Below are 16,149 nucleotides of genomic sequence, written 5' to 3' on the forward strand. Positions count from 1 at the left end.
CCAGGCCCCCAAGGGCACGAGGGGCGAATGGATCTGTCGTGGCCCAGCGACAGCCACAGCCCCGGTCCTTGCGCGTGTTCAGCTTCGCTTGCGGGCGATCACGATCAGTTCACCCTGGCCTTCCCCGATGACTTCGCCAGCCCAACCGCTGAGCACCTGTTCGAGAGTGAACCCTGCTACCGCGAGATCCTGGCGCAGCTGTGTTTCAGTGCGGAAGGAGAGAATCAGCGTGGCGGTCTCTTCCTCACGGCCGCGACGGAGCCGGTGTTCGGTCAGAAGTGCCAGCCCGTCGCGAGGGACAGTGCAATCAATCCACGTTTCGACGGTCGTGCCATCGGGGAGTGTGTAGGTATCCCGCGTGTTGGCCGGAGTCCACCGCTCCCAGACACGGGCCGCAGGATCGCGGGAATCGAAGATCAAACGTCCGCCGGGGACCAGTGCCCAATGAAGACCTTCAAGGGTTTGGGCCCAGGCTGCCTCGTCGCTAATGGCTTGGGCCACATGGGAGGTCATGATGGCGGTATCGAAGAGAACCCCGTCGGGGATCCTGGTTGATGTTCCGTGAACCCACCTGATGTTCTCGGCGTCCGGTTTCCTCCGTGCGGCATCAAGGGCCTCGGCATCCGGATCGATGCCGACGACGTGATGACCATCGGCAGCGACGGCCCGGGTGAGTCGTCCAGTGCCGCATCCCAGATCAAGAACCTGGCTGCTCGGGAGCTCGTTGATGACGGTGAGGAAGAACGCGTCGTCCACCGACCACGGGTTCTCAGCGTCGTAGAGGGCGGTGAGCTGTTCGCCGGTCAATGGTGAAGTCATGGCCCCACGGTACGGTCGTTCAGCGATGCCGTCATCTGGACCCTGCGGCCGTAGCCAGGCAGCCCGAGATCCTCTTCGGTATCGATCAAGCCACGGTGGAAGTCGGTCGCGGGGAGCACCTCGACAAAACCGGCTCGGGAGTAGAACGGTGCATTCCGGGGCACGTCGGCATAGGTCCGTAGGGAGACCCGGTCATATCCGTGTACCCGGGCTTCAGCGAGGGCAGCATTAAGGAGGAGTAGGCCATAGCCCTGCCGGCCATGTGCGGGGGCCACCGACAGTTGTTCCAGATGGGCCAGCCCCTCGACTTCCAGGACATGAACGAAGCCGAGAATGGCGGGTGGACTGCCCTCTTCGGCAACCAGAAGGTATCCGTCCGCTGAAAGTCTGGAGGCACCGGAAGGGGCAGGGGGCCAATGAGCAGGGGACAACCAGTCGATCAAGAGCCGGTCGGCGTCGTTCTCTAGCGCTTCGATCGATGCCGCGTCGGCCGGGGTCGCAGGGCGAATTCGAAGGGCCATGGACCGATGGTACGACGAGGGTCCGGCGGGCGATGCTGGGTACACTCGGCGCATGGTCACCATTGACGAAGAACCGGACTGCGGAAATTCCCCGCGCAAGGAAATCCTCAGGGATCTGGTGGTCGCCCTCGCGCAACGCGACGTCGAACACCTTGAGGCAGTGCTCGACGAGGAAGTTTCCTGGACGGTGGTCGGGCGGCAGACCGTGACCGGGCGCGCGGCAGCCCGGGAATTGGCGTTGGCCCTTCCCCCGGTTGACGAGCTGAAATTTGGAACGTTCCTGACGCACGGACGTGGTGCCGGGGTCGATGGGGTCCTGCGGCTAGCCGATGGGACGGAAACCGCGTTCTGCCATGTCCTGCGTTTCAAAAGCACGGCGAAATCAGCGAAGGTCGCCGACATCAACAGCTACCTCATCACGGTGGTTGGCGAATCGTAAAGAAGCTTGCGAGGTGCGGAAGGCTTTTCGCCGCTGATCCGTGCCATACGATGGCCGAAGCTGCAGATGCTTGGCCACTACAGAGGGGATGTAGCGGGAAATGACTGAACTTCCTGACGGACCTAAGTCCTCGCGGACTAGTGGCAGAAGCAGGGTAATTGCCTTGTTGATCGTTGCCCCCCGCAAGCTCCATCGTCCTAGTCCCCCTCCTCTATCTGGTCTGGGGCCCATGGCTACCGAGTCGGGCCGTTGTCCATGTCGGCACCGACAGCGTCGAATATGGCTCTCTTTCACTGCTGCTGGTAGGGGCCTGTTCCCTCGCAGCGGTGGCGTTCATCATTGGTGGTGCGACAGCAAGGGGCTTCTTGAAGGAAAGCCATTGGTTTCAAACCGGGAAATCCATCGCCGTCGGGATTGAGGCCGGTGGCTTCGGTTTGATTGGTTTTGCGGTGGCCAGTATTTTGGCCATCGTCGGCGTTGTGCCCTACGAGGCCTCGAGCGATTCGGTGGGCTGGGGCTTGCTGTGCTTCGTGTTCCTATTTATCGCCGCGATCTGTGTCTATGTTGCTTTCCTGCCGCGCGCGCAGATCGAAACCCTAACCACGGAGGATTCGTCACGCTGAACACGGACCCCGGGGCCCAGGATTCCTTAGCTGTTCTTTCGGTGCGGTGTGAGTGGCTGCGAGAGTGCGGCCCGAAGCACTCTGGTCCACAAAGTTCGACGAGAGGGCGATCTGGCTGGAGCACCGCATTCCCGTTCGGCGCGATCCAGACTTTCTTTCACTAGGGCGTTGTGGAGGGGCCTGAAGAACAACGGCCAGGTGATGAGTGCGATACCCCGCGGCCTCAAGAACAGTTCGTGTCGAAGCAGCGTTGAGTCGGTTGAGTTACTGAAGGCCGCAAAGGAATGGTGTCCGTGGAAGCCCTCCGGACCAGTGAACCGGAACTTCACCCGTCGGCCCGGTTCGTAGTGCTCGATGGTGTAGCGGACCGGGCCGTGCCCGCCGGCGGAACCTACCTCGAGTCCTCGGTCCAGGCACATGGCAGGCCAGTCATTGCTGGGCCAGAGGCGATCATTGGAGCTGGCCAGTGAATCGATCAACTCAGCGACCACTGCTGGGGGTGCGGCGATTTTTCGCTCATGCACATTGAGGACCATGGAGGACAAGATACCGGAGAGCGCTGGAAGCGAATACGTTTTTCGGGAGGGCGCCGATCCGCGCGTGGTTTTCGTCCAGAACTTCTTCGCTCCTTCAGCTATGGACGGCCGACCCGGGATTGCCACTCCGGCTACGATTGAGTCATGAAGCTCTGGGGGAAAGCAGCGCTACGGGGCGGTATTCCGCTCGTGCTCATGTCGGGCATTGCGGCGCGATTGGCGGCGTTGGACCAGACATCAGACGCACGCGGCACGCTGACTGTCGGTGTCATCGTTGCTTCGGTCATGGCGGCTTCGGTGATCTACGACGTTGAAGCGTGGACCCTGAGGCGCCAGACGGTTATTCACTTTTTGGTGATGGCCCTGACGGTTTTTCCCGCTCTGTGCTTGAGTGGCTGGTTCCCCGCACAAACAGCTACGGACATTCTGGTCATCGGAGGGTACTTCCTGGTTATCGGGCTCGTCGCCTGGGTTCTTGCGTATTGTGTTTTCGGTATCGTCGTTCCGCGTCTTCAAAAACGAGGCAGCACGTCGGCCAGCCCTCAATAAGGCCAGCGCCCCAAGCGTGGGCGTGGATCGCCAGAAGGTCCTCGGGTACGTGGGATGCGGGCCCTTCATTTTGTGCGGAGCTGGATAGCGGGGGCTAATTCCCTTGGTTTTGCGTGTATCGCGATATATCGTTGAGTATCGCTGTACATCGTTGGCGATTCCCGAAGGAGACCAAAATGCGTAATTCATATCCGTCAGGTGGATTCGACGGCAACAACATGGACGGTATGTGGCAGGCCGTGGAAGAGCTGCGAGCACGATTCGGGAAACGCCCGGGCACGCGTGCCGGACGCGGCGAGGTGCGCACAGCGGTTCTGGCCCTGCTCGCAGAGCGCCCGATGCACGGATATCAGATCATCCGCGAAATCGAAGAGCGCAGCGGTGGTAGCTGGAAGCCCAGTGCCGGCTCCGTCTACCCCACGTTGCAGTTACTCGCCGACGAGGGTTTCATCAGTTCCGAGGAATCCAATGGACGCAAGATCTACTCGCTCACCGAGGCGGGCCGGGAAGACGTCGCTGACAACGATGAGCCGGCTCCCTGGGAGACCAGCGGGGCAGCCTCAGGCTCAGGTTTCGCGGCGCTTCCCAAGGCCGGTGTGGAACTCGCCCAGGCAGCGTCGCAGGTCGGTCGCACCGGAACTCCGGAACAGGTGCAGGAAGCCGTGACGGTGCTCGACGAGGCCCGGCGTCGGCTCTACTCGATCCTCGCCCAGGGCTGACGGGGGTGGCGTCGGTTCGTCGGGATCGGGCAGATCCGGTGGCGGGGGCCGGCAACACCCGTGCCCGCTATCGGCGCATCCTGCGTTTCGCGGCCTGGCACCTGGTGGTGACCTGGTGGTTCGAACTGTTCCTTCCACGGATCGGGCTCAGATGGATGGCGGACCGGGGGCGGACCGAAAGGATGCGGCGCTTTGCGCAGCGTTTCCATCGGCTTGCGGTGGAACTGGGCGGTTTGATGATCAAGGTAGGGCAGTTCATGTCTTCCCGGCTCGATGTCCTTCCGCCGGAGATCACCGCCGAGTTGGAAGGTCTGCAGGACGAGGTTCCTCCTGTTCCGTTCCCCGCGATCCGGGCCCTTGCCGAGGCTGAGTTGGGTGCCGGGCTGGAGCAGGTCTTCGCCGCCGTCGAGGAGACACCCATTGCCGCAGCCTCTCTCGGGCAGGCGCACCGGGCACGGCTGGTTCCCAGCCTGGCCGCCGATACCGGTTTCGACACGGTGATGCTGAAGGTTCAACGACCCGGCATCGAGGCCATTGTCGACATAGACTTGGCGGCCCTGCGCAAAGTCGGCGGCTGGCTCAGCCATGTGCGCCTGGTCTCCAAGCGCGCGGATATGCCGGCATTGGTCGAAGAGTTCGCCCAGACGAGCCGCGAGGAAATCGACTATCTGCAGGAAGCGGCCAATGCCGAGCGCTTCGCCGCCGAATTCGCCGAGGACGATCGGGTGGCGGTCCCTGCGGTGGTCTGGGAGCGAAGCGCCCGCCGCGTCCTCACCCTGGAGGACGTCACCGCCATCAAGATCACCGATGCCGTGGCGCTTCGTGCTGCAGGCATTGATCCGGCACAGGTGGCCCCCGTTTTCGCCTCGATTATGTTCGACCAGATGTTCACGAACGGTTTCTTCCATGCCGATCCCCACCCCGGAAACATCTTCGTCACCCCAACCGGCGACTCCTCTGCGGAGCACCCTTGGAAGCTGACGTTCATCGACTTCGGCATGATGGGGGACGTTCCACCCAGTACACGAAGCGGACTGCGGAAACTACTGATCGCCGCAGCCTCCCGGGACGGTAAAGGGCTCGTAGCCGCGATCGGCGACGTGGGCGTGTTGGTGCCCTCGACCGATACGGGCGAGTTGGAGCGGGCCATGACGCAGCTTTTCGCCCGCTTCGGGGGGATGGGCTTCGCCGAGCTGAAGGACGTGGACCCGCGCGAATTTCGTGAATTCGCGACTGAATTCGGGGACGTCGTCAGGTCGTTGCCGTTCCAATTGCCGGAGAACTTCCTCCTCATCATCCGGGCGATGTCCCTGACCTCGGGCGTCTGCAGCACGCTAGATACCCAGTTCAACTTGTGGGACTCGGTGGAGCCCTATGCGGGGCAGCTGCTGCGCGACGAGCGCGGAAATTTCGTGCAGGACGTCGCCCGCGAGGGGCTCGATGTCGCCAAGGTCGCCGTGGGGCTGCCCAAACGCCTGGATGGCCTCATCACCGGAATCGAAGACGGGACCCTCTCGGTGGCCAGCCCCCGGCTGGAACGCCAAGTCGCAGGGTTGCAGCGCACCATCCAACGGGCGGTGGCGGTCCTGGTCTTCGGTGCCGTGCTCATCGCCGGTTCACTGGTCCGTCCCGACGACGTGGTGCTGGGCAACGTCCTGATGATCGGGTCTGCCGTTCCGCTGCTCACCGGACTGTGGGCGGGGCGCCGGCGGCCCTGAGGCGGCAAGCTCGCCGAAGGTCTCAGTCGCGGGCCTCTTTCAGCACGGTGTCCAGACGTTCGAAGTCCTCGTCCATCCCGGCGTCCATGCCGGAATCGATCATGGCGTCGCAGGCGTGTTTGGACGGGTAGGTCGAGGTGGCCTCCAGGGCGCTGGATCCGTCGCCGTGATCGACGAAATGCAGCGTCTCCAAGGTGACGTCGTGGTCCTCCTCGTACTCCCAGGTATGCACGATCAGCCCGGGAGAGACCACATGATAGGAGCCGTGGAACGGCCGGCTGCCGCCACCCTCGGCTTCGACGATGTAGTGGAACGCCCCTCCGGTGACCGCATCGAAGCGTTCCACGCGGACTGTGGTCCCCCGCGGGCCCATCCATTGCCTAAACAGTTCCACGTCCGTGTGGGCGCGCTGGACCAAGGCGGCCGGGGCGGAGAATTCGCGCCGGTGCACCACGCTTTGTTCGCCGACGCGGCGGTGTTCGGTCCGTCCCGGATGGTGGATGTCGTGCGGATTCATGATCTTTCCCCTGACGGTTGGATCGGAGTGCTCCGGAAGGCGGGCCAGTACGGCGCCGAGACGTCGGTGGCGGTGCTCGAGCCGACGTCGTCGCTCCTGGAGCCAATGGTGCGCGGCATCCAGGGTCTGTTCTTCCAACTGAACGCGGCGCGTCCGGCCCTCCCGACGGCGGGTGATCAGCCCGGCGCGTTCCAGCACGCCCAGATGCCGCGTCAGGGATCTCTGGGAGATCTCGAATAGTGCGGCCAGCTCACCGACCGTGGCATCCGTCGCGGAGAGGTGGTCGACGATCGTCGCTCTCACCGGATCGCCCAAGGCGGTGAACGTCTGCGTTACGGGGGTGCTCATCCTCCGATTCTTCAACCAGGGAATCCAATGTCAAGGCCTGCCGGTCCCCGGGGCGGCGCGTGGCCCCGGGGAACAGGGACTATTCGGAGAGGTTGGCCAGGCGTGCCGGGCGCAGCAGCTCCTCCAGTTCGGTGCGGCTGAGCAGGTTCTGCTCCAGCACCAGGTCGGCGATCCCGCGGCCGGAATGCAGGGCCTCCATGGCGATCGCCGTCGAGGTGGCGTACCCCAGCTGCGGGGTCAGCGCCGTCACCAGGCCGATCGAGTTCTCCACGTTGGCCCGCAGCAGGTCCTCGTTGGCGGTGATACCCGACACGCAGTTGCGGGCCAGGGTCAGGCAGCCGGCTTCCAGGTGGCGCATCGACATCGACAGGGAGTGCACGATCACCGGTTCGAAGGCGTTGAGCTGGAGCTGTCCGGACTCGGCGGCCATCGAGATCGTCACATCGTGCCCGACCACCTGGTAGGCGACCTGGTTGACGACCTCGGGGATGACCGGGTTGACCTTGCCGGGCATGATCGAGGACCCTGCCTGAACGGCCGGCAGATTGATCTCGTTGAAGCCCACCCGCGGGCCGGAGGACAGCAGGCGCAGATCGTTGCAGATCTTGGAGAGCTTCACGGCCACGCGCTTGAGCACGCCGGAAAGGTGCACGAAGGCGCCGACGTCCTGGGTGGCTTCGATCAGGTCGGGGGAGGTGGTCAGCGGCAGACCGGTCAGTTCGACCAGGTGCCGGCAGGCGGCCTCGGTATAGCCGTCGGGGGCGTTGAGCGAGGTGCCGATCGCCGTGGCGCCCAGGTTGATCTCATGAACCAGCTCCAGGGACTCGGCCAACCGGTCGTGGTCTTCGCGGATGGTCACCGCGTAGGTGCCGAACTCCTGGCCCAGCGTCATGGGTACGGCATCCTGCAGCTGGGTGCGGCCCATCTTCACCACGGTACGGAATTGGCTGGCCTTGGCTTGGAATGCGGTTTCGAGTTCTTCGATGGCCGCCAGCAGTGGGGCCGCGGTGAAGGAGGTCGCCACGTTCACTGCCGTGGGGTAGACGTCGTTGGTGGATTGGGAGAGGTTCACGTGGTCGTTGGGGTGCAGGTGCTGGTAGTCCCCACGTGCGTGGCCGAGGATCTCCAGGGCCCGGTTGGCGATGACCTCGTTGGCATTCATATTCGTGCTGGTCCCGGCACCACCCTGGAGGACGTCGACGATGAACTGGTCATGCAGGGCGCCCCCGGCGATCTCCGCGCAGGCGGCATCGATGGCTTCGGCACGGGTGGCGTCCAGCAGACCGAGTTCGCGGTTCGCCCGGGCCGCCGCCTGCTTGACCAGGGCCAGGGCGCGGATCAGGTGCGGGTTCGAGCCCACCTGCTGGCCGGTGATATGGAAATTTTCGGAGGCGCGCAGCGTGTGCACGCCCCAGTAGGCTTCGGCGGGGACTTCGCGGTCACCGATCAGATCGTGTTCGAGACGGGTGGCGGCCAAGGTGCTGATGGACATGGGGTGATGCTCCTGAAGGGTGTTGCTCTGGGTGGGTATGGGAAAAGCGGGGGAGGGGACGACGGCGGTGTCGGCCGGTCCCGGAAGTATCAGGCGGGGACGGCGGTGAGTTCGCCGACGCGTTCGCCGCCGCCCAGGGCGCCGACGGCCAGGAGGGGGTGCAGGGCCGCGGCCAGGGAGGGATCGTCGCTCAGCCGGGACAGGGCCGCCGCGGCGACGGGCATCCGCGCCCGGTCCCCGCCGTCGGAGATCTTCAGGGCCAGTCCCGTGCCGTCGGGCAGGCCGATGGCCTGGATGCCCTCGAAACCGTCCTTGGCGACCAGCCCGGGGACGGCGCGCATGATGGCTGTGACATCACGTCCCTCGCCGGCGACCAGCTCGGGGTGGGCGCGCATGGCATCGGCCACGGCACGTTCCGCGGTGCCCTCGGCGGCCGCGGCCAACCGGCCGAAGGCCCGGGCGACCCCGGCCAGGGACAGGGTGTAGACGGGGGTTCCGCAGCCATCGGTGCTGGTGGTGCCGACGTTCTCGCCGGTGAGGTCCTCGACGGTGCTGCGCAGTAGTTCGTTGATCGGGTGGGATGTGTCGAGGTAGCCCTGAACGGGCCAGCCACGCTTCACGCAGAGGGCGACGAGCGCGGCATGTTTGCCCGAGCAGTTCTGGGCCAGTCGGGTGGGGCCGTTTCCAGCCTGCAGCCAGGCGCTTCGTTCTTCGGCGCCATAGGGCAGGTCGGTGCTGTTGGCCAAGGCCGAGGCGTCCATTCCGGCGTCGGCCAAGGTGGAGGCGGCGATGTCCTGATGGCGCTCGGAACCGGAGTGGCTGGCCGCGGCCAGGGCGAGTTGTTCGCTGGACACGGCCAGGCCGGCGCGCACCATGCCCACGGCAAAGAGTGGTTTCAGGGCCGAGCGCGGGTAGAAGCCCGCCTGGCTGTCGCCCATGCTGGAGGAGATGCTCCCGTCGGGTGCGGTGGTGATCAGGGATCCGTAGTGGACGGATTCGACGGCATCGCCTCGGGTCTGGACGGCGAGCGGGGCGTGGGAGGGAAGATTCACTGGGATCCGTTCTTCACGAGATGGTCGACGGCGCCGTGGACGGCTCCGAGGTGTTCCTGCAGGGCGGTTTCGGCGGCCGCGGGGTCACGGGCCCGGATCGCCGAGACGATTTTCTGGTGTTCGGCTTCCGAGGCACGGCGGCGGCCAGAGACCAGGTTGATGGTCTCGGACTGGCGGGCCATGGCCTCGCGGATGTCCGCGATGACCTTGATGAAGACGCCATTGCCCCCGGCGGCGGCGATGGCCAGGTGGAAGGTGGTGTCTAGTTCCACCCAGGCTTCGGCGTCCTCCTCGGTCCGCATCTGCTCCATGAGCGAGGCCAGGCGTTCAAGATCCGCGGGAGTGCGTCGTTCGGCGGCCAGTCGGGCCGCCGGGCCCTCGATATGCGGGCGGGCCTCGAGGAGGTCGGTGGAGGAGAAGGTGCCCAGCACCAGGTCGGTGGTGGCGTCGTCGGCGATGACGAAGGTGCCGCGGCCGGTCTCGGTGCGGGTCAGACCCAGGGACGCGCAGGAGCGCAGGGCCTCGCGCACGACCGAACGGCTGACGCCGAAGCGGGCGCCCAGGGCTGCCTCCGAACTGAGTTTGGTGCCCACGGGCAGGTCGCCGGCTTCGATGGCCTTTCGCAGGGAGGCGAAGACCGCTTCGGGGGCGCTCGTGCGCTCGATCGGTTGCTGTCCTGCTGTCCAGCTGTCTGACAGGTTCATGAACAGTAGGATGGCACCGATCACAGTCCGAGGTCAAAACAGGCGGGCCTCCGGAGCCGATACACTCTGGACGCGGCGGATGCTCGCGAGCTCCCTGCTTCGGTCTTTCGCCGGTCCCTGGAATTCGGAGCCCGGTGAAAGGCCCAGGCTCAAACGAGTGTCCCAAAGGTTAGGCCGCTACTCCAGGATTCGATACCCCTACGGAGCTGATTTTCGGTACGGCCCAATCATGGAATGGTGGCCTGAGGAGGATCTATATGAGGCCGCTCAACCGTTTTCGGCGGCTACTCCTCCTGTTGTGACGTTCCACCGATGCCCATGGCCCATGTCTTCGCTCAGTCCGATCAGTCGCGACGCCAAAGAGGAGAACCGGTCACGGACGGGGCATGGCCCGCACTGCTGGAGAGGTGAGCAACACCAGAACTCCGAGTGCGCCAATTGCGCAGGTGAAGACACCCAAAGTTGCGTCAAGCCTAGCTTGAATGGCGGCTCCTGCAACGATCGGAGCAGCCACCGTGGCGAGTCCGCCGACAAGGCTGAAGGTGGCCATCACCCGTCCCTGCATGCCTGGAGACGTCTCGGCGAACACGTGTGCGAACAGCCCCCCGTTGAGCGCAGGAGAAGGAAGCATTGCGAGGACGCCCAAGACAAACAGTGTCCACGGTCGTCCGTCACACAGAAATAGCCCGGCAAAGATGGCGGTCATCCAAGACAGCCCGACGATCGCCAGGGGGCCAGGGGGGAATCGATCTGTCAGTGCCGGGGCTATGGCACTGCCAATCAGTCCACCGACAGCAAACCCGGCGACGGTGATCCCCGTTGTTAGCGCGTTCACCCCTGTTGAGGCCAGGTGCAAAACCGTCCAGGACGTACCGGAAAAAACCATGAGATTAACCAGTGGCGCAGCGACCAGAACTCGCCGTAAGGCACGGTGTTGACGTAGAAACGACAAAGCCTCCCGGTACCCCAGGAGCGCTTGAGCATATCGGCCGCGAGGGGAGGCACCTGAGTCCTTATCTAGTCCCTCATGTGTCACGGGGCCGAGGTCCTGGCGAATGTGTCGCAAGGTCAGGAGGAAACCCAGGTCGCATAAAACGCGAAGCATAAACGGGGCTGACGGTATGAGGGCGTAGAGTCCACCCGAAGCGGGACTGCCGACGATCTGCAATGTGGAGCTGCGTGCCTGTTCGGCACTCATTGCGCGCGGAAACTCTGGAGGTTTAATCAATGACCGGGCCGAGGCGTCGAGGGCGGGATCGGCGATTCCCGCCGCACCCGCCGACACCACGAGCGCAACGACCACTGCCCAGGCAATCCAGGCTCTTCCTTCACCCCCTGCCAGGGTCAGGGTGGTCAGCAAGGCGACGAGCACGGTGTTCGCGGCCAGTGCCGCGAAAAGCGCACGGCGCAACAGCGTCCGACGGGAGATCACGTCAGCCAAGCCACCCCCTATGGGCACTACCAGCAGTTCGATTCCAAGAATGAGGCCGCTGATCAGACCGGCCAGGGCGACACTGGCCGTGACGTCGACGAGTGCCAGCGTTACTGCCACCATGGTGGAAGTGCTCACAGCAAGCAGTGTTGTAGCTGCATACCACTGCCGGAAAGCAAGGCGTCGAAAAGGATTCGGCTGGCTCTCGGAGTCGACGTGATTCTCGTCGGCGATGCTCAAATCACAACTCCCCGTGTGTCTCGAGGGCTAAACTTCGCTGCCAGGTCACGCTTGTACATACGATGTCAGCCATTTCCGTGAACAGGCGAGTGTATTCTGGCTCAGCCCAGATCTGCTCCTGCAGATCGGCCCCAGAACTCAGCGCAGAAGTCATATTGGCGATCCGCTCCCCGAGCTCAGCTATCCGACGGAGCCTCCACTGCTGGGTATCAGAATCCACGAGAAGCTGCTGATCTGGATAGTTGTTGTGCGCCGCGGCGAATTCTTGGACTGAAGCCACCGCTTCTATGGCACAGGTGCTGGTTTTAGCGAAGGTTGAAGAGATGGCGTCGACCTGAGGAGGAGTAGGGACTCCCGATCCAGTGATGACATCTTCGACAAGAGCATTCGCTGCGAAGAAATTTTGAGCCGCGCGGAAGAGGTCGCGGCAGTACCGAGCACTAGAGCGGACATAGCTGTCATAGATGCCATCAATATTCATACGAGTACTTTCTTGATTAGAGAAGTGCCCTGCTGGCCATCGACATGGCATACAGGGCACTTCAGCAAGTCATTAGGGGCGGGTAGGACGGGGGTTGATGCCACCACGCATAATGGATCTCCTTTCTGTAAGGCCGCTAGCAGGTCTGTAATTTCATTACACAACGAATGTTATGTGAGTCACATTAAAAAACACAAGACCCAACTTCGTCTTTAATTCCGGCCGGAAAAGGAGCACCCTGACGATGAAGAAATTTGCTCCTTGCTACCTCGACCTCAAGATGATTCGCACGGGACCGGTGTCTCGTCCCAAGCCGGAACCATCCTGCTGACCGGGACTGCGAAAACCGTCAGCCTGCCAACAGCCGTGAACACCGCGTTCTGCCGTGGCGCAAACCATTCGTCGCGCAAGACCCGGCGGCGTTCTGGCTCGTTGCCTCGGAGTCACCATCTCGCGGCTCATGGAGTCCTTGGCCGCTGAGGCCCCCGCCGTGCTGGAAGCCATCAATACCACCCACGCCGGTGGCCGAGCCCGAGTTTGGGAAGTTGCCGGGGCGGGGGCCCGGCACCGCGACGTCCGTCGGATCCTGGAATCCGGCGGGCGCATGGTGCCCGGGAGTGGCGGTGCCCCTGGGGCGGAGCGGCTCTCGCCGACACGTTGAAGAAGCGAGGCCGAGGCCGTCCGGGGCGTGGCTCGAGGCCGTCTCAGGTCGTCGCGCTTCGCTTGACCGAGGAAGAGCTCTCAGTCGTTGACGCACGCGCCGAGCGTGAGGGGAAGACCCGTTCTAAAATCATCCGTGAAGCGCTGGCCGAATCCGGCGCGTGAAAGTTCACGAGTCCGCGCTCGAGCATGCTTTGTCTTGCTTGAGGCACGGACTTCGCACGTGAGTCCGGACGAAGAGGCCCACGGGTTGACGGGGACGCGTAGGGTTCAGGGGAAGGACCCCATCAGCTGAAGGAGCGACCCATGACGTTGAAACCAGCCGAACGCCAGGTCACCAGCGAAGAGCTCGCAAAGAACCTGTCCCTGTCCGGTCGGAGCCGGGAGCAAGTCTGCGAAGACCTCGAATTCAGCGACGAGGCGCTCGACGCGGCGCTGGAGCTACGCGAACTGGTGGACCCCGTCGATGTGTGGGTGCTGCGCGACTACCTCGAGCAGACGGCCCGCGATGCCGGCGCCGAACCTGCCGCGTACACGGTGCTGACCGAAGAGGCCAGGACCGAGGCCTACCGGTGGTTCGAACTGCGCCAGGCCCCGCGAGCCGGTTCAGGGGTCACCGCGGACTGATCCCCGACTGAAGCCGGGATCGTTCGCGCGGATCCGTGGCGGCGGCGACCGCCGCCATGGCCAGACCGTAGGCGCCGTCGAGCACTGCCTGATCGGCCCCCTCGCTGGTTCCGAAGGACGCGAATTCGGCGGTATGGGGTGTGGCGCCGTCGGTGGGGTATCCCACCATCGGGTGGATCGAGGCGACCAGATGCGAGACGTTGCCCATGTCGGTGGACGCCGCGGGAGCCTCCAGCAGCGGCACCTCGCGGCCCCGATCGACCATCGCGGCGGCATAGGACTCGGCCAGGAAACGGTTCTGGCGCAGATCGGCGAAATCGTGGCCCTGCGGTTCGATCTCCAGCGTGGCGCCACTGGCCAGGGCTCCTGCCTCGAGGCATGTGCGGATCTTGTCCTGGACGAGGACCAGGGTCTCGGCCGACGGGGCCCGCATTTCCACCCGGGCGTGGGCCCGGGCCGGAATGATGTTCACGGCGGTGCCCCCCTCGAGGACCACCAGCGAGACGATCGCCCCGGCCGGTAGCTGCTGACGGGCCAGTCCGATGGCCGTCTGGGCCACCACCACCGCGTCCAGGGCGTTGACCCCTGCCGCGGGGTTCATTGCCGCATGCGCCGGAACCCCCGAGAAGTAGGCGTCCCAGCAGCCCAGGGCCAACGAGGCGGAGCCGACCCCGTCCGTATCGGCCGCATGGCCCATCAAGGCCAGATGGACCCCTGAGAAGAAGCCCTCGTTGATCAGATCGACCTTGCCTCCGGTGGTCTCCTCCGCGGGAGTACCGAAGACCTCGACCGTCAGGCCCAGCTCTTCGGCGACGTCGGCGAGTGCCAGCGCGGTGGCCACCGCCATGGCCCCGTTGACGTTGTGTCCGCAGGCATGGCCGAGCCCCGGCAATGCGTCGTATTCAATACAGACGGCCACGACCAGATCCCCGGAACCGGTGGTGGCATGGAAGGCGGTGGGGGAGTCCGGCTGGTGGTCCGGGAAGTCGAAGCCGGCCCCGGCCAGCACCGTACGCACCCGGGCCGCGGAGCGGTGTTCGTTCCCGCCGAGCTCCGGGTCGGCATGCAGGGCGTGGCTCAGTTCCAGCACGGTGGCACGATCGCGGTCCAAGGCCCGGGAGATCGTGGAGGCCGGTTCCTGGATGGCGGGACCGGCGTCGTGCCGGGTCTGGTGCGGATTCATGCTGTGACCTCTTCGGTGGGGGCGGATGCGGTGACCGGGGTGTACCCGCGGGAAAACAAGGTGGCGACGAGGGCGGCCAGGATCAGGGTGATCCAGATGGCGATCATCCCCTTCATCAGGATATGGCCGTCGGCGGCGAAGGTGGAGGAGAGCATCTTGACCACCGCCGCACCCACGGCGATGCCCACCGAGAGCGCCAGTTCGTTCAGTCCGGCGGCCGTGGCCGTTTCCTCCAGCGGGACCCCTTCGACCGAGAGCGCCCGGGTGGCCGATTGGTAGATGCCCATGCCCATGTTGAACAAGGCGAAGCCGGCGCAGTATCCGGTGAAGGAGCCGTGCCCCAGGGCCATGACCACGAACCCCGAGGCGAGGGTCGCCCCGGCCAGCATCAAGGTGGTGCGTTCGCCGATCGCCGTCAGCGCCCGGCCGGTCAGCAGCGAGGCGCCGAGGGCGAGGACCGAGGCCAGGGCGAGGACCAGGGCGATGGCCAGCGGATCGAGTCCGAAACCGTAGCCGGCGGCCTCGGCGTCGGCGTGCAGGAAGATCCCGTTGGTCCCGAAATAGCTGACCGAGGCGAAGCCGAAGAAGAACGTGGCCAGCGAGACGCTGCGTACGCGCGGGACCGCCAGCAGGCGCAGGTTGATGAACTGCTTCTCGGCGCGGGCGTCGATGCGGGTCCACCACAGCAGCAGGCCCACCCCGATGATCCCGGCGAGCAGGGTCTTCGCCGACAGCCAGCCCCAGTCCGGGCCCATCGACAGGGCGATGACCAGGCCCACGAGCCCCAGGGAGCAGCAGGTCATCGGCAGCAGGGCGATCGGCTCCCGGGTGGGGACCCCGGCGTCGGGCAGGAAGAACGTCATGAGCAGCGCCAGGAGGGCGAACGGCACCCCGACCCAGAACCCGCGGGCCGGATCGTGGGCCCCGATCAGACCGGCCAGCAGGCCGCCGAATCCGACCATGATCATCAAGGTGCCGATCATGACGCTGACGCCGCGCCGGGTGTCGGCCGAGCTGGTCACGCGCAGGATGCCCATCATCAGCGGGATGAAACCCACGACGCAGGTGAGCATGACGACGCCGATGCTCACGGTGAGCAGGGTCGGGGCCAGGGCCATGAGCAGGACCCCGGCGGCGACGACGACCGTGGAGCAGCGCAGCACCAGTCGATAACCGAAGCTGTCACCGAGCCGGGAGATGATCGGGGTCATCACCGCGAAGGAGACGTTGGAGATCAGGAAGATCCCGTTGATGGTCGGGTCGTCGATGTCCAGTCTCGGGCCCAGGGCCGGCAGGATCGGGTTCAGATAGCCCTGCGTGACGCCGCTGAGCGCCTCGATCAGCGCCATGGCCACGATCATGCCGGTGATGGTCCGCCGCACGATGGGTGCGGAGGCCTCGTGGGTGGTTCTCATGGGGAATCCTTGGTGGGTGGGCTCTGCCGGGGGCCGGGCCCTGGGGGCCGAACCTCCGATGTGCGGTACATCAC

Annotated in this window: 17 protein-coding genes; 7 read left to right on the top strand and 10 right to left on the bottom strand. The window is 64.8% G+C overall.

Annotated elements, in window-relative coordinates; genetic code table 11:
* Nucleotides 1–78: 78 nt before the first annotated feature.
* Nucleotides 79–819, bottom strand: coding sequence for a class I SAM-dependent methyltransferase (locus AC3ZI9_RS04010; protein ID WP_444554976.1), 741 nt, complete (start codon nt 817–819; stop codon nt 79–81).
* A complete protein-coding gene (locus AC3ZI9_RS04015; protein ID WP_444554977.1) occupies nt 816–1,340 on the bottom strand; it encodes a GNAT family N-acetyltransferase in 525 nt (174 codons plus the stop codon). Before AC3ZI9_RS04015 ends, AC3ZI9_RS04010 begins: the two co-directional genes overlap by 4 nt.
* Before the next feature lie 52 nt (nt 1,341–1,392).
* On the opposite strand from AC3ZI9_RS04015, the gene AC3ZI9_RS04020 reads away from it, so the two are divergent.
* The 5 genes from AC3ZI9_RS04020 (at nt 1,393) to AC3ZI9_RS04040 (ending at nt 5,924) form a co-directional block, all read left to right on the top strand.
* On the top strand, nt 1,393–1,779 hold the full coding sequence (locus tag AC3ZI9_RS04020; protein WP_444554978.1) for a hypothetical protein: 387 nt from the start codon (nt 1,393–1,395) through the stop codon (nt 1,777–1,779).
* A gap of 326 nt (nt 1,780–2,105) precedes the next feature.
* A complete protein-coding gene (locus AC3ZI9_RS04025; protein ID WP_444554979.1) occupies nt 2,106–2,402 on the top strand; it encodes a hypothetical protein in 297 nt (98 codons plus the stop codon).
* Nucleotides 2,403–3,082: 680 nt separating this feature from the next.
* On the top strand, nt 3,083–3,487 hold the full coding sequence (locus AC3ZI9_RS04030; protein ID WP_444554980.1) for a DUF3021 domain-containing protein: 405 nt from the start codon (nt 3,083–3,085) through the stop codon (nt 3,485–3,487).
* 176 nt (nt 3,488–3,663) lie between these two features.
* The gene (locus tag AC3ZI9_RS04035; RefSeq protein WP_444554981.1) at nt 3,664–4,206 is read left to right on the top strand and encodes a PadR family transcriptional regulator; all 543 of its coding nucleotides are present in this window, start codon (nt 3,664–3,666) and stop codon (nt 4,204–4,206) included.
* Nucleotides 4,207–4,211: 5 nt separating this feature from the next.
* Nucleotides 4,212–5,924, top strand: a complete 1,713-nt coding sequence (locus tag AC3ZI9_RS04040) for an ABC1 kinase family protein (protein WP_489923858.1) — start codon at nt 4,212–4,214, stop codon at nt 5,922–5,924.
* 22 nt (nt 5,925–5,946) lie between these two features.
* On the opposite strand, the gene AC3ZI9_RS04045 is transcribed toward AC3ZI9_RS04040, so the two are convergent.
* The 6 genes from AC3ZI9_RS04045 to AC3ZI9_RS04070 form a co-directional block, all read right to left on the bottom strand.
* Entirely contained in the window at nt 5,947–6,789 is an 843-nt protein-coding gene (locus tag AC3ZI9_RS04045; protein WP_489923859.1) for an ArsR/SmtB family transcription factor, read from the bottom strand.
* Nucleotides 6,790–6,868: 79 nt separating this feature from the next.
* Entirely contained in the window at nt 6,869–8,281 is a 1,413-nt protein-coding gene (locus AC3ZI9_RS04050) for an aspartate ammonia-lyase (protein ID WP_489923860.1), read from the bottom strand.
* Nucleotides 8,282–8,370: 89 nt separating this feature from the next.
* Nucleotides 8,371–9,333: an asparaginase gene (locus tag AC3ZI9_RS04055; protein WP_489923861.1), complete on the bottom strand. Its 963-nt coding sequence runs from the start codon at nt 9,331–9,333 to the stop codon at nt 8,371–8,373.
* On the bottom strand, nt 9,330–10,037 hold the full coding sequence (locus AC3ZI9_RS04060; RefSeq protein WP_489923862.1) for a FadR/GntR family transcriptional regulator: 708 nt from the start codon (nt 10,035–10,037) through the stop codon (nt 9,330–9,332). The genes AC3ZI9_RS04055 and AC3ZI9_RS04060 overlap by 4 nt, the downstream gene beginning before the upstream one ends.
* A 373-nt stretch (nt 10,038–10,410) precedes the next feature.
* Nucleotides 10,411–11,709 (bottom strand): MFS transporter, encoded by a 1,299-nt coding sequence (locus tag AC3ZI9_RS04065; RefSeq protein ID WP_489923863.1) that lies wholly within the window; start codon nt 11,707–11,709, stop codon nt 10,411–10,413.
* A 1-nt stretch (nt 11,710) separates the two neighbouring features.
* On the bottom strand, nt 11,711–12,190 hold the full coding sequence (locus AC3ZI9_RS04070; protein ID WP_444554988.1) for a hypothetical protein: 480 nt from the start codon (nt 12,188–12,190) through the stop codon (nt 11,711–11,713).
* Nucleotides 12,191–12,913: 723 nt separating this feature from the next.
* Here AC3ZI9_RS04070 and AC3ZI9_RS04075 point away from each other — a divergent pair.
* On the top strand, nt 12,914–13,015 hold the full coding sequence (locus AC3ZI9_RS04075; RefSeq protein ID WP_444554989.1) for a ribbon-helix-helix protein, CopG family: 102 nt from the start codon (nt 12,914–12,916) through the stop codon (nt 13,013–13,015).
* A gap of 141 nt (nt 13,016–13,156) precedes the next feature.
* Nucleotides 13,157–13,477, top strand: a complete 321-nt coding sequence (locus AC3ZI9_RS04080; protein WP_444554990.1) for a DUF2316 family protein — start codon at nt 13,157–13,159, stop codon at nt 13,475–13,477.
* Here the strand turns inward: AC3ZI9_RS04080 and AC3ZI9_RS04085 are convergent.
* Both AC3ZI9_RS04085 and AC3ZI9_RS04090 read right to left on the bottom strand, forming a co-directional pair.
* Nucleotides 13,464–14,660 (bottom strand): M20 family metallopeptidase, encoded by a 1,197-nt coding sequence (locus AC3ZI9_RS04085; protein WP_489923864.1) that lies wholly within the window; start codon nt 14,658–14,660, stop codon nt 13,464–13,466. The two genes, AC3ZI9_RS04080 and AC3ZI9_RS04085, sit on opposite strands and share 14 nt — an antisense overlap.
* Nucleotides 14,657–16,075, bottom strand: coding sequence for an MFS transporter (locus tag AC3ZI9_RS04090; RefSeq protein WP_489923865.1), 1,419 nt, complete (start codon nt 16,073–16,075; stop codon nt 14,657–14,659). Before AC3ZI9_RS04090 ends, AC3ZI9_RS04085 begins: the two co-directional genes overlap by 4 nt.
* Nucleotides 16,076–16,149 lie beyond the last annotated feature (74 nt).

It is taken from the genome of Arthrobacter sp. AOP36-F1-5, from assembly GCF_058137995.1.

Coding starts and splice junctions, on each gene's coding strand:
- AC3ZI9_RS04010 (WP_444554976.1), bottom strand. CDS start 819: ATGACTTCACCATTGACCGGCGAACAGCTCACCGCCCTCTACGACGCT.
- AC3ZI9_RS04015 (WP_444554977.1), bottom strand. CDS start 1,340: ATGGCCCTTCGAATTCGCCCTGCGACCCCGGCCGACGCGGCATCGATC.
- AC3ZI9_RS04020 (WP_444554978.1), top strand. CDS start 1,393: ATGGTCACCATTGACGAAGAACCGGACTGCGGAAATTCCCCGCGCAAG.
- AC3ZI9_RS04030 (WP_444554980.1), top strand. CDS start 3,083: ATGAAGCTCTGGGGGAAAGCAGCGCTACGGGGCGGTATTCCGCTCGTG.
- AC3ZI9_RS04035 (WP_444554981.1), top strand. CDS start 3,664: ATGCGTAATTCATATCCGTCAGGTGGATTCGACGGCAACAACATGGAC.
- AC3ZI9_RS04045 (WP_489923859.1), bottom strand. CDS start 6,789: ATGAGCACCCCCGTAACGCAGACGTTCACCGCCTTGGGCGATCCGGTG.
- AC3ZI9_RS04050 (WP_489923860.1), bottom strand. CDS start 8,281: ATGTCCATCAGCACCTTGGCCGCCACCCGTCTCGAACACGATCTGATC.
- AC3ZI9_RS04060 (WP_489923862.1), bottom strand. CDS start 10,037: ATGAACCTGTCAGACAGCTGGACAGCAGGACAGCAACCGATCGAGCGC.
- AC3ZI9_RS04070 (WP_444554988.1), bottom strand. CDS start 12,190: ATGAATATTGATGGCATCTATGACAGCTATGTCCGCTCTAGTGCTCGG.
- AC3ZI9_RS04080 (WP_444554990.1), top strand. CDS start 13,157: ATGACGTTGAAACCAGCCGAACGCCAGGTCACCAGCGAAGAGCTCGCA.
- AC3ZI9_RS04085 (WP_489923864.1), bottom strand. CDS start 14,660: ATGAATCCGCACCAGACCCGGCACGACGCCGGTCCCGCCATCCAGGAA.
- AC3ZI9_RS04090 (WP_489923865.1), bottom strand. CDS start 16,075: ATGAGAACCACCCACGAGGCCTCCGCACCCATCGTGCGGCGGACCATC.